Source organism: Candidatus Abyssobacteria bacterium SURF_5 (genome assembly GCA_003598085.1).
In the GTDB taxonomy this organism is placed as follows: domain Bacteria; phylum Abyssobacteria; class SURF-5; order SURF-5; family SURF-5; genus SURF-5.
This window is the reverse complement of sequence record QZKU01000001.1, coordinates 1-12,316: the sequence shown is the minus strand read 5'-3', so window position 1 is coordinate 12,316 and position 12,316 is coordinate 1. Positions and strand designations below refer to the sequence as shown.

Below are 12,316 nucleotides of genomic sequence, written 5' to 3'. Positions count from 1 at the left end.
CATCTCCAAAACCACAAAGGAAACCCAACAGAGCCAATAAGAAGGAGCAGTCAGCAAAAATCCGCCCCCAAGGGCCGATTTAGATGCGTAAGCCCTAAGAGGGATTCTGCTTGATCATGGGGCGAGCCTGTACTCACAAATCCGGCGTATTCAGCCTGCCGGATGTCAGCCTCTCACGCCCTCCTGAGGAGCGCCATGCCTTGACAGCGGCAGCGAGGTCTTATAAAATTCCACATAATAAAGATCCCCAAAGTTGCATGGTTGATATTGACATGGAAAAGACAGACTCGTCGTTCGCCTCCCCCTGTTTCCCCTCCTCTTGTGAAACTATCAGCGGCTGGAATAGATGATCTCAAAACCGATCTTTTTGGCAGCGTTTCTTTTCGTTATCGCCAATTGCGCCGCTTGCGGAGGCGATAACTCCGCTCCCCCGCCGACTTTCCGGTCCGACACAGCGATAGCAAACGAACTGCACCTGCTCGAACAGAACATGCAGATCGAAGAGGTCCTCGGGCACGACACGCTCAAGCTGAAGGAGTTGCTCGAGCGGGCGAAGGCGGCCGATCCCTCGGAGGCGGGCCCTCTTCTGATTCGCTGCCGGGACGAGTACTTGAAGGGCCTCAGAGGCAGGTCCGGAGTACCGTTGGGCGGATTGGGGGCCGGAACAATCGAACTGTGGCCGGACGGCGCGCTGCATGACTGGAGAATTGCGGGGAATTGGGACCTCGCGAAGGAGCCGGAATTTTCCTTCGCGGCGATACGGACGGAAACACCGGGCTGGCACAAGACGCGCATCCTGCAGGACAGTCGGTGGGCAGGCCGAAAGAGGACGAAAGAGATTACCTATGAGGGCAGGTTCCCTTTCGTTTCTCTCGATTACGGCGCCGGCGAACAGCCTGTCGCCGTCACCAGTTCCGTCTTTTCCCCGTTTATACCTCATGATGCCGAAAATTCCTGTCTCCCGGTCGCCTGCTTTACTTTCAAGCTGATGAACATTTCAGACGAGCCGGTTCATGTTTCTCTTCTCTTTGCAGTTGGCTCTTTCTTTGAGCAGGCAAGCGCGCAATTCGAGAGAACCGATCATTTTTCCATTATTCGCTGCGAATCCGGCCCCGATTCAATCGCGATAGCGACATCGTCACCCAGCGCCGCCTTTTCCGCGGGCTGGGAAGGGCCGTTCCTGCCAGCCGAATTCGAGAAGACGGGAACGCTTCGCGGGCGGATAGGGCACAATGGCAGGATCGCTCTATGTTCAGAGGTCGACATCGAGCCGCGCGCGAGCCGGGAAATCACGTTTCTCCTCTCATGGTATTACCCCGATCAGCGGCAGCGCCCGACCCGCGGCTACCAGATGGAGCAGAAATTTCTCGAACTGGGGACAACGCAAGAGAACGAGGCGAATAAATACATTGGCCGCAGATACAACAAGTTCGGCAGTCTCGAGGAAATCAACAGGTATTTCTTCCAGAACCGGGATCGGCTGGAGAGAGAGACGGCGCTTTGGACAAGCGGCATATATGAAAGCAACGTCGACCCCGATGTGAAACATCTTCTCTGTAACTCTCTCTATCCCTTTTTCAAGACATCGTTTTGGACCGAAGACGGCGGCTTCAATATCTTGGAATCCACAAACGGCTGCGCAAATCCGGACTGCATTCATGTCAGGTATTACGGCTCGATCCCGCTGGCCCTCCTCTTCCCGGAACTCGACCAGCAGATTCTCCGGCGGCTGGCTAAATATCGCGGGCCTTTCGGAGGCGCGAAGGTCGGGCAAATACCGGAACAGTTCTATGGTTTTTCGCTCGAATTGCCGTTCGGCAGGCCATTCTTGCAGAATAACCTCTCGTTCGTTTTGATGGTTTACCGGGATTATATCTGGACAGGGGACGAGGCGTTTCTGAGGGAGATGTGGCCGGCGATCAAGGAGGCGATGACTCTGGTTGCGCAAGCCGACAGTGACGGCGACAATCTTCCCGACCTTGTTCGAGTCGCTCAGTCATATGATGATTACGACATGGGCGACTCGCCGATCTATATCGCGGGCATCTGGCTTGCTGCTTTGCGCGCGGCCGAGGAAACGGCGCTCGTTTTCAATGACCGCTCTCGGGCAAAAGAATATCGCGAACTTTTCGACAACGCCCGCGACACCGTCGAGCGGACGCTGTGGAACGGGCGGTTTTATGCGCTTTCGGAGGAGAGGGCCGACGTCTGCTTTGCTGATGCGCTCAATGGCCAGTGGTACGCCGATATGCTCGGACTGGGCGATCTGCTCGATCCGGAGCGAATACAGAAAACGCTCGCCGCGGTCTTTCAATTCAATGATCCCGCGACTCCATATGGCATCGTAAACGGCTTCTCACCGGGACAAGGCATCGATTATCCAGGCCACGCCGGCTATTTTCAGGCACAAAGCTCTTCCGTTTGGCCCGGCGCAACGTTTGCCGTCGCCTCGCTGGGGCTGTATCGAGGCTTCTATGAAGAGCCCCTTGCCGCCGTTAACGAGGTCCATGAGAATTACGCCGTGCGGCTCGGAAACCTGTGGAATATTCGGGAAGCATGCGACGGGGATACGGGGCTTCCGATGGCCTGGCCGTTCTACTACCGGCCGATGTCGGCGTGGGCGGTGCTGCTCGGCGTGCAGGGTTTTCGTTATCATGCCCCGCATGCATCTCTTGCAATTGATCCTCCAAATCAAATTCGCGACCTGCGAACGCCTCTCATAGTGCCGGGGGTGACAGCAACGCTTGATTTTGCGAGGACCGGCTCAGGCGCGCAACTCAAGATAACCGTTCGGCGCGGAACGCTGCGGCTGAAGCGCCTGAGTCTGCCGGATGAAGCCCCGAAGGGGAAAGTTGATGCGAAAACATGGAAAAATGGGAGTCAATTGGAGGCCGTGCTGACTCGCGACGCCGGTAATTCGATCGTTTTCCGCGAGGAATTGATCCTCTCGGAAAGCGACGTGTTCGAAGCACACCTGCAGCACGGCGAGCTATGAGCGCAATTGGGAGGATGAGGGAGGCATTCGTTTTTCAGGAGCGAGTTGGAAAGCCACGAGTGCGGCGCCGAGGGATGAGACGTGGTAGAACAGCCGCGAGAGCGCGTCGCGCATCTGGCCCGCCGGGTCATTCGGCGTAATGATGAATATCGCGAAGTACGCAAACACTTGAACCAGGATCAGTGCGAGGATAAATAACGGGATTCGCCTTCGGGTCATGACGCATTGTACGGCCGCAACGCCGATCAGCAGCCAGAAAACCCCCCAGTCACTAAAATCGCTGAACTCACGGATAAAACCGCTGAACGTCTTCGGCACTCTGCTCACACCAGCAATAATCGCAGCCGGCGTAGCATGCGCGAGATAATTCTCGTCAAGAAATGCCGGCAACCTCGATCGGACAGATAACGCCGGCGCAAGAAGCAACCCCGTTATCACAAAGAAAAGAAGCACACCTTCTTTTCGCCGAGCCAACCAACCCTTCTCCAGAGAGAAAATTGCAGTAAGAATCAGGAGGTTACCGGCAAACACCAGTCCCTCATTTTTGACCATTGCACAAGCGGCTGCCAGAAATGCGCCCGCCAATACGAACACGAGTTTCCTTTCCTTCAACCAGAGCGCCATCATCAACGCGCTCGAAGTGATATAAAAGGAGAGAATCAAATCTGCGTATCCTGACGCGGTTCCCGGCAGAATTCCGCTATACATAAACGGTACGAGCAGCAGAAGGAAGAGGCTGAAGGCCGCCACTCGTTTTGTGGATTCTGTCTTCGAAAGCTCGTACGTTGCGGCCAGGAGGCCCACAAAAAAGAGCAGGAACAGAAGTCGGCCGGCCCGGTCATCCGTCTCCTGCATATGATAGAAGACCCAGCTTTGCGTCATTGGCAAGAGCAACGGGTAGCGCGGGTGCGGATGATTTCTGGCTATATCTACGACAGCGTCGGAGAATATGGTGCGTTCATGATACAGAATCTTCGCTTTCTGGAGCCAGATCGCGCGCGAATCGAATTGATACGCCGGCCGAGCCACCAGGTTGAAGGAAGTGATTGCAACAATTGTGATGACGACTACTACAGCGGATAACACCAGCAATCTTTTCGGCAGGGGCTCTTTTCCAAAAGTCCTCGCCAGTTCCCAACATTGCGACGCAAGACTTTCCCACGAGGCGCCCCAGGCGCGGCGCTTCATGAACAGCACGAGAATAAGACTTGGCGCGATCAGGGAGTACAGCGACTGGAAGGGAATCTTCCTGGAAAACATGAGGAATAAATAGCAGAACTCGGCGAGGATACCAAAGCCCAATCCAATCGAAAGAAGAAACAGGGTGACGCCCGAGATTCGAGCCCGCCGAAAGATGAGCAGCGCGAACGCATAGCCGATGATGCAGATAGTGAGAAGAGACCAAAGAACATTAAGTATTGTCAAGCCGGACCGGGCCCTCCAACTTATTAAGGCCGAGCGCTTTCGGAGTGAAATAATGGACGATCCAATATTGATTGTCGGGTCCTGCTTCGCTTGAGTATACCTTCCGCGGGTAAAGGTAGTATGAGAGCGTGTACACGTTTGTCATTACGTTGGTGACAACAAGAACATCCGCATCCGGCGGGATCTCGCGCGCACAGCGTGAGATAAATTCGTGGTCTTCAACCGAGTCCAACACACCGCCCAGCATGAGCCGCAGTCTTTCGTTGTTGTCTTTCCCCTTCAGAACCCGCATGTCGCGCACGGTTCTCTTCAGCTCGAGACCGAGAGGCTTAGCCGCAACAAGAACATGGAGGAGAATAAGGATCAGGAGAATCCGTCTCATCAACAATTCGTATCCTTCAGAAATGAACAATCATCTCCAGGGGCGCCGCATTAGTAGTATAACAAGAAGGAAGATGCGTTTACAAAGACGTGCGGCAGGGGATTCAACGAGTGGTATGAAAAAAATCCGATCGCTCCTTCAGAAAAGCAGAAGGTTACTTTCTCCGCGGCAATGCAACGGTCGCATTGGCGGCAACCGTCCTTGTACCATCCTGTTTCTCAGCCCACAGCTCGCAGTCCACAAGGCTGTCGCCGCCGGTTTCCCTTTTGCCGAGGATTTTCCCTTTCAGGGTAATGACATCGCCCGGGCGCGTCATGGCGGCGAATCGAACCTTCAGGCGCTTCAATTCGCCTGCCTCGCCCATCCAGCGAGTAACATGCTGTCCGACGAAGCCCATGCTGAGCATGCCGTGGGCGATAACGCCGCCGAGGCCGGCTTTCTCGGCATAATGGTGAACCGTGTGGATCGGGTTGAAGTCGCCGGAGGCGCCGGCATATTTCACAAGCTGTACTTCGGTGATGGGGTCTTTCGCGAGGCTTGGAATCTCATCGCCCACATTCACGTCATCGAAATAAACGGTCTGGCCTGCCATCGCTTCACTCCTTTTCAGGGCCATGAGGCGTTATCTTCTTATTACCACGGTGGAACGAGCCACGAACACTCGCTCGTTCTTCTGATTGCAGCCGGTCATCTCGGTGGTCACGATATCCATCGGGCCGCTCTTGCCCTGTTTCTCGTCAACGTTCACGATCTTCGTGCTGTAGCTCATCGTGTCACCGGGCCTTATCGGCTGGTAATACTCGTATTCCTGTTCACCGTGCAGCAGGCGCGCGCAGTCGAACTGAAGGCCCTCCATTACCTTCTCGCCCTCGAATCCGAAAACAGTGGGGAAAGTCGGCGGCGCTATGATGCCGCCGTAACGGCTGCGGCGGGCGTATTCTTCATCCCGGTACAACGGGTTCTCGTCCCCGATCGCTTCCGCAAACCGCCGGATGTGGCCCTTCTCGACCTCCAGCGAATGCGTACGAGTTGTTTTCCCAATAGCGGATTTCTCGATCATGTTTTCCTCCTCGGCCTGTGAATCAAATATTCCAGGCTGCCCGCGCGCCCTCTTCGGTCGCTTCGATGATGCGCCGCGGCTGTACCGCGTCTCCCACAACCACGTGCGGGATTTTGTGTTCCTCAAGAAGCGCTTTCAATCCGGAGCGAGAACGCGTGCCGACTGCAATGACCACCTGCCTGGCCGGCAGCACTTCCTCTCCCCGTTCGCTCGTGATGATCACTGCATCCTCGCGGATTCGTTCCACCTTGGTTCCCAGCAGCAAGCGGCCTCCGCCGTCACGCAGGCGTTTGTGAAGCATGTAACCGTGTGAGGCGAACTTCTTGACCGGCGAGCGCGGCAGCAGTTCGACGACCGTCACCCTGCTCCCCCTCGCGATCAGAAAGTCGGCCGTCTCCATCCCGATCATCCCACCGCCGACAACGACAACGGTTTCTTTCGGCGCGACCTCGCCCGCAAGGATTTGAAGCGCATTGCACACGTGCGGGAGCTCGACACCCGGGATAGTTGGAATGATTATCTCGGCGCCTGCAGCAAGAATGACGATATCCGGCCGTCCACTTTTCACCATATCCGGCGTAAGGAGGGCATTCAATTTTGTAGTGACTCCCGCCGTCTCAACCTGTCCGCACAGCCAGTGAATCCAGTTTTCGTAACACTCTTTGTGCGGCGCCTTCGATGCAAAATATATCTGTCCGCCGGGCCTTGCCTCTTTTTCGAAAAGCGTCACCTCGTGACCGAGTCGCGCGGCCTCGTAGGCGGCGGTCAGGCCCGCGGGCCCCGATCCGGCAACCCAGACTTTCCTGCTGGTTTCCGCAGGCTTTTTTGGATACGCGAGCTCCTGGCCCGTTTCCGGATTGATCGCGCAGCGGACAGAGGAGCCGGGCTCGAGCATGAGGCGCTCGATACAGCCCTGGTTGCAGGCGATGCATATGCGAATCTCCTTCGAGCGTCCTTCCCTTGCCTTCTTCAAAAAGTCAGGGTCGGCCAACTGCTGGCGTCCGAACGCGATCAAGTCGGCGTCCCCGCGCGCGATGACTTCATCGGCAAGCGCGGGATCGGTGAATCGGCCGACCGCAATGACGGGGACTTTCACTGCATCTTTGATTTTTTTGGCGCGCCAGGCGTTGAAGCCGGGCTCGTACTCGGCCGGAGCGCTCGTGATGCCGGCGGGTGTTCCGTGTGTCCCGAGCGATGCATGAATAATATCCGCGCCGGCGGACACCAGTTCGGGTAAAATTTGCTGAATATCCTCGACGGTATACCCATCTTTTATACATTCCTCTGCGGAAATTCGAAGCGAAATGGGAAAATCATCGCCCACATTTTGTCGAACGGCTCGCAAGACCTCAATAATGAATTTCGCCCGGTTAACCAGAGAGCCGCCATATTCGTCCTGGCGCTGATTCGAGAGTGCGGACAGAAACTGGGTCAGCAGATAACCGTGCGCACCGTGCACCTCGACGGCATCGAAACCGGCCTCACGAGCGCGCAACGCGGCCCGTCCAAAAGCGTGGATTATCTCCTGAATCTCGGCCAGCGTCATCTCGCGCGGCGCCTGCCGATAGACCACGCTCGGGATTGCCGACGGTCCAATCGCCTCTCCCTGCATCAGTTGGAAAAAGCTCTCACGGCCGGCATGGTGGAGCTGCATTGCAGCCTTGCCGCAGGCCTCATGGATTGCGGCGGCATATTTTTTCAGTCCGGTAATGAAGCGGTCATCATACGCTCCGAGATGGTTCGGACTGACCATGCCGCTGGGGTGGACACAGGTGATTTCCGAAATGATCAGGGCCGCGCCGCTGCGGGCCTGCCGTCCGATATACGCCAGAAGCGCGTCGCCGACCATGCCGTCGTCGTCGCCCAGGTTGGTTCCCATCGGCGGCATGACGGCCCGATTCAAGAGTTCCAGTTTCCTGATCCGGATCGGTGATAACAGATGCTTCAACGTGCCCAAATCGGATACCTCCTGCGCTTGAATTGCAAAATAAACTCCCCACTACACGTCAAATCAGAAATCGTCGGGGCTTTTTCGACAACTATACCTTCTCAAAAATGTGGATAGTCATTGCGGCCTCTCCGTTGCCAAGCGTGCCGCCTCCGTTTTCAGCCATTGCGATGCGGTGTTTTTTGATCTGCCGCTTTCCGGCCTCGCCGCGCAGCTGCGTGACCAGTTCGTGCGTCTGTGCCAGACCGGATGCTCCAATGGGATGCCCGCGCGAGATCAGGCCGCCACTCGGATTGACCGGAATCTTGCCGTCGAGCGCGGTCGCGCCGCTCTCGGCGAAAATGCCGCCTTCACCTTCCGGGCAGAAACCGAGGGCTTCCATCTGATGGATTTCTCCGAATGCGGTCGCATCATGAACCTCAATCACGTCAATATCCTCCGGACCGACCCCCGTTATCTTGTAAGCCACGGCGGCGGCGCGCTGGCTGATATCGTTCTCGCCGGTGCGTCTCCCGGATTTGAGCACGGACGCCCGTATTCTGACCGCCCGATCCGAAGGATGTTTCTTGAAGAATCGTTCGCTGCAGATAATGGCGGCAGCCGAGCCGTCGCCGATCGGCGCACACATAGCGCGGGTCAGTGGATAGGCCACTTCGCGGTCCGCCAGCACTTGCTCGACCGTCTGCGGAAACGTGTACTGGGCCAGCGGATTGAGGGTCGAATTATTGTGCGCTTTGGCCGCTATAACGGCCAACTGCCGCTGCGTTGAACCGTATCTCTGCATATGCATGCGTGCGCCCATTGCGTAAAAATCCATGAAGACGGAGTGTCCGCCCGGCTTCTCGGCAACAACCTCAGCGCCTTTCTCCCTGGCCTCTTTCTCTTTTCGCGCCTGCTCCTCTTCCGCAAATTTTGCCATCCGCTGCATCATCTCTTCGACGTCGGTCCCCGCCATGAAACCACGCATTACCTTGACACGGTCCTCGTCGTACATTTTTTCGGTCCCGATGGCCAGAACACAATCATAGAGGCCCGCTTTTATCGCCGTCCAGGCGCCGTGCAGGGCGGTGCTTCCGCTGGCGCATGCATTTTCCACGTTGGTGATGGGAACACTATCGAACCCATTTGCGCTCAGGGCGACCTGGCCGCGGATCGAATGTTGAAAGGAGTACATGCCCCAGCCGGTATTCGAGAACCAGGCGGCTTCGATATCCTTGCGGGTCAAACCGCAATCCTTCAATACGAGTTCGAGCGACTCTCCTGTCATCTGTTTGACGCTCTTCTCGTAATGTTTTCCGAACTTGATCATTCCTACTCCGATGATGTAAACATCGTCACCCATTTCTTTTCGCTCCTTTTCCTGTCCGATGCGGCACTACTGAGAGATTGCGGAGATTAAGACAGCGCTGCGCGCCGAATGCTCCGGTACGAACTATTAAGGATCAGCCCGCAACTAATCCGCAGGCGGTGGCACGACCTTGATTATATCCCGTACGGACAAAATGCTCAACGCTTACAAGAGGCATCTTGGCACCTTTCAAAAAGCGATTCCTGCGATGGTACGGGCTATTTGGACAGTGACGAGATAGTGTCATCGATAACCGCCAAGAGCTCCTTGTGCGTATCGAGTTTCATTTGCCCGATCATCTCCCTGCTCTTCTTTAGCGGGTTCGCGAATGCAAGGACCTCGTTCATCAGATCGTTGAGAGGGCACGCCTTCATTACAATGTGATGTTGTTCGCATTCCTGAGCAGTCAATCGCTTGGCGGTGTATTGCATTTCCTCGAACTTGTACATGGGGAGTGCCCGTTTCGAGATGGCGGTGAAAACGGGTCCGAGCGGAATGTTGATGTCTACTTCAGGAAGGCAGATCCAGCCTCTGTCCGACCGCATGAAACGAAAATCATGAGTGAAGGACAGAAAGGCGCCGCCGGCAAAGGCGTGACCGTTGATGGCCGCGATCGTAATCATGGGATACGTCAGCAGGCGTCTCAGGAAGCCATACATCTCGACCAGGAACTTGTCGCGAATTTGCGGGCCTTCCTCCGCGATTGCGGGCCCGAGCCAGTCCAAATCGATGCCGTTCGACCAAATCTTTTCATGCGCGGATTTGACGACAAGAACATCGGCAGCGGTATCATGCTCAATGGTGTCTAGTATTTCCGAGAAACCTTTGAAGAAGGGGAAATTAAACCGGTTCTCCCCGCTGTTCATTGTCAGCACGGCCACATGCTCGTCCATCTCGTATTCGAATTTCGCCATTCCTCATCCTCCGCTCTCTTCGCGTTTCCATGCCTGGCTTCAGGAAACCATCTCTTCAATAATGTCCTTGACGGGCTTAATCTTATTTATCAATGCGCTTACCTGTCCCGCTCCAGCCGGAAAGAGGTCGAAGTTGCCCGTCCGCCACGCTTCGCCGGCATTCAGCATATTATACTCCTGGCTGAGGTCTGCGCCGGAGGCAATCAATTCGCCCAGCTTCGGATTGATGATAGTGCGCATGGCCATACGCCCCATCGGCAACAGCGTCGTCGCCGTGTCTCCGCAGGCAACGATTGCTTCCTTCCACGCGCGCGGGGCCGGGCTTTCCTCGGAGGCCAGGAATGCGGTGCCGATTTGTACACCCTGAGCGCCGAGTGCCATTGCGGCTCGGTATCCTCGACGGTCGGCGATTCCTCCGGCGGCGACCACGGGAATGCTCACCATGTCGCACACCAACGGGATGAGGATCAGATTAGTGGATTCGGGGCCGGTGGTGCGCAAACCGCCGGACTCGCTCCCGGAAACAATTACCGCGGCCGCGCCCGCGTCGGCCGCTTTTTTTGCGAGCGCAGCTGCAAGCGTGACGTGAAGGTAGTTCAACCCCAGTTCCTTGATCTTTGGATAAATATTTTTCGGCGAGCCGGCGGAGGTTGTTACGGTTTTTACGCCCGTTTCGGCCAGAACCTCGAGGATAGCCTCGTTGTTCGGATTCATGGCGAGCATCAGATTTGCGCCAAATGGTTTATCGGTCAGGCTCTTTACCCCGGCGACCATCTCCCTGACGTTTTCCAGGTCCGTGACAAACCCCAGTGCGAGCATTCCGAAGCCGCCCGCCTTGCAGACGGCAGCCACCATTTTCGGGTCGTTCAACTCACCGATTGGGCCTTGAATGATGGGATACTTGCTGCCCAGAATCTCCAGTAAGCGCGGCATCTCCAACCTCCCCTAACCCTGAACTTCCTCATACAACGCTCTGGTTTCGGAATCCATTGCGGCCAAGCGCCTGCACGCTTCTGCCGGCGGCACCGCCTCGATCAAGCCATCGGGATTTTGGACGGCACAGCCGCTCTCCGCCAGCATCTTGTATCGCTTCTTGCGCTCCTCCTTGTCGGGCGCACACACTAATTGGCACATTCCGCACGTCATGCTGAATTTGCCTTCTATCAACGGATGAATTCGCGCACCATCCATCGCCGGCCTGCGGGTGTGAATGTCGAGATGCTGCATGACTGCCGGCCCGAAGTCTTCATCTCGTTCCGGAATCGGGAACCGGCCGGGCGACCATGTGGACCATGTGCCGGAGGGGTGAAGACCGGTGAACCCGCCACAGACGTATCCACATCGATTATACTCGCGACGCTTGGCATAAGTGAAGGAGACGCCTCCAAGCGTTATTATTTCCTCTTCCTCCGGGTCCATCAGGCCCGAGAGACAGGCCGCCATGCAGAGGCGGCAGCCGTCGCAGTAGTTTTCCTCCTGCGGAAGCGGGGCGGTCGGATGCAGTTCAGCGGTCGTGACGACGCCGCCGAGAATGATGGCCGCGCCCTCGTTTTTCGTTATGGCGTTGCCCGAGAGACTCATGTGGGACACGCCGGATCGCACTGCGAGGTATCTGAGCGAGACGTCCGGTTTCAAATCAAAAATCCCGCGAGGCGTGTCCTGCCGGTAAACCTGATTGGATGCCACCGGATAAGAAGGAAAGCCTTTTTGCTCCAGATACCTTGCAAGGTCGAGCGCAATTCCGCTGGCAATCTTGTTTGCCCGGGTGTTGTCCTTCTGTTGCGACAGGTGATCCTTCTTCATCAGGTACGGCGGGATGCAGCTCTGGTCGAGCGGAATAGCAAAGCTGATGGCTGACCGTGCGCCCGGCAGAACGTACTCGAGATTGACCGACGGCGGCCCGCCCGCAAGCGTTTCGGTCGTTGCGAAACCGTAAGCGCATGCGCCCTCTCCCATCACTCTGTCGATGATAAGCTGTTCAAGACTATACATGACGCAATCTCCAATTAGTGTTCACGCCGTTCGTAGAGCGCCCGTGTTTCCGGGTCCTTGGCGGCAATGCGTTCAGCCGCCTGTTCAGACGACATCACCTCAAGCGAGCCGCCCGAATTCTGAACGACGCACCCGCTTTTTGTTAACATTTTGGGTTCTTCTCCGATTTAGTTGTTGCCTGAGAATGCCTGTATGACTTTAAGAGTAAAATATCGGTTGTCATGGAATCCGAAGGCGCGTTTGGAAATGCTT

At 56.3% G+C, this 12,316-nt stretch carries 10 protein-coding genes; 1 reads left to right on the top strand and 9 read right to left on the bottom strand.

Going from position 1 to position 12,316, the window contains the following annotated elements:
* Positions 1-346 precede the first annotated feature (346 nt).
* On the top strand, positions 347-2,995 hold the full coding sequence (locus C4520_00050) for a hypothetical protein (GenBank protein ID RJP26919.1): 2,649 nt from the start codon (positions 347-349) through the stop codon (positions 2,993-2,995).
* On the opposite strand, the gene C4520_00045 is transcribed toward C4520_00050, so the two are convergent.
* From C4520_00045 to C4520_00005, 9 genes are all read right to left on the bottom strand, one after another.
* A complete protein-coding gene (locus C4520_00045; GenBank protein ID RJP26918.1) occupies positions 2,990-4,420 on the bottom strand; it encodes a hypothetical protein in 1,431 nt (476 codons plus the stop codon). The two genes, C4520_00050 and C4520_00045, sit on opposite strands and share 6 nt — an antisense overlap.
* On the bottom strand, positions 4,407-4,832 hold the full coding sequence (locus tag C4520_00040; protein ID RJP26917.1) for a hypothetical protein: 426 nt from the start codon (positions 4,830-4,832) through the stop codon (positions 4,407-4,409). The genes C4520_00045 and C4520_00040 overlap by 14 nt, the downstream gene beginning before the upstream one ends.
* Before the next feature lie 124 nt (positions 4,833-4,956).
* Positions 4,957-5,394: a dehydratase gene (locus C4520_00035; protein RJP26916.1), complete on the bottom strand. Its 438-nt coding sequence runs from the start codon at positions 5,392-5,394 to the stop codon at positions 4,957-4,959.
* Positions 5,395-5,424: 30 nt separating this feature from the next.
* On the bottom strand, positions 5,425-5,862 hold the full coding sequence (locus tag C4520_00030) for a MaoC family dehydratase (GenBank protein ID RJP26915.1): 438 nt from the start codon (positions 5,860-5,862) through the stop codon (positions 5,425-5,427).
* A 22-nt stretch (positions 5,863-5,884) separates the two neighbouring features.
* Positions 5,885-7,819, bottom strand: a complete 1,935-nt coding sequence (locus tag C4520_00025; GenBank protein ID RJP26914.1) for an FAD-binding protein — start codon at positions 7,817-7,819, stop codon at positions 5,885-5,887.
* A gap of 82 nt (positions 7,820-7,901) precedes the next feature.
* Complete coding sequence (locus C4520_00020) at positions 7,902-9,152, bottom strand: thiolase family protein (GenBank protein RJP26913.1); 1,251 nt, start codon at positions 9,150-9,152, stop codon at positions 7,902-7,904.
* A gap of 224 nt (positions 9,153-9,376) precedes the next feature.
* Positions 9,377-10,072 carry an enoyl-CoA hydratase/isomerase family protein gene (locus tag C4520_00015; protein RJP26912.1) on the bottom strand — a complete coding sequence of 232 codons (696 nt, stop codon included), beginning with the start codon at positions 10,070-10,072 and terminating at the stop codon, positions 9,377-9,379.
* 39 nt (positions 10,073-10,111) lie between these two features.
* Positions 10,112-11,005, bottom strand: coding sequence for a nitronate monooxygenase (locus C4520_00010; GenBank protein ID RJP26911.1), 894 nt, complete (start codon positions 11,003-11,005; stop codon positions 10,112-10,114).
* A gap of 12 nt (positions 11,006-11,017) precedes the next feature.
* Positions 11,018-12,064 (bottom strand): epoxyqueuosine reductase, encoded by a 1,047-nt coding sequence (locus C4520_00005; protein ID RJP26910.1) that lies wholly within the window; start codon positions 12,062-12,064, stop codon positions 11,018-11,020.
* Between the last annotated feature and the right edge of the window lie 252 nt (positions 12,065-12,316).

Coding starts and splice junctions, on each gene's coding strand:
- C4520_00050 (RJP26919.1), top strand. CDS start 347: ATGATCTCAAAACCGATCTTTTTGGCAGCGTTTCTTTTCGTTATCGCC.
- C4520_00035 (RJP26916.1), bottom strand. CDS start 5,394: ATGGCAGGCCAGACCGTTTATTTCGATGACGTGAATGTGGGCGATGAG.
- C4520_00030 (RJP26915.1), bottom strand. CDS start 5,862: ATGATCGAGAAATCCGCTATTGGGAAAACAACTCGTACGCATTCGCTG.
- C4520_00020 (RJP26913.1), bottom strand. CDS start 9,152: ATGGGTGACGATGTTTACATCATCGGAGTAGGAATGATCAAGTTCGGA.
- C4520_00015 (RJP26912.1), bottom strand. CDS start 10,072: ATGGCGAAATTCGAATACGAGATGGACGAGCATGTGGCCGTGCTGACA.
- C4520_00010 (RJP26911.1), bottom strand. CDS start 11,005: ATGCCGCGCTTACTGGAGATTCTGGGCAGCAAGTATCCCATCATTCAA.
- C4520_00005 (RJP26910.1), bottom strand. CDS start 12,064: ATGTATAGTCTTGAACAGCTTATCATCGACAGAGTGATGGGAGAGGGC.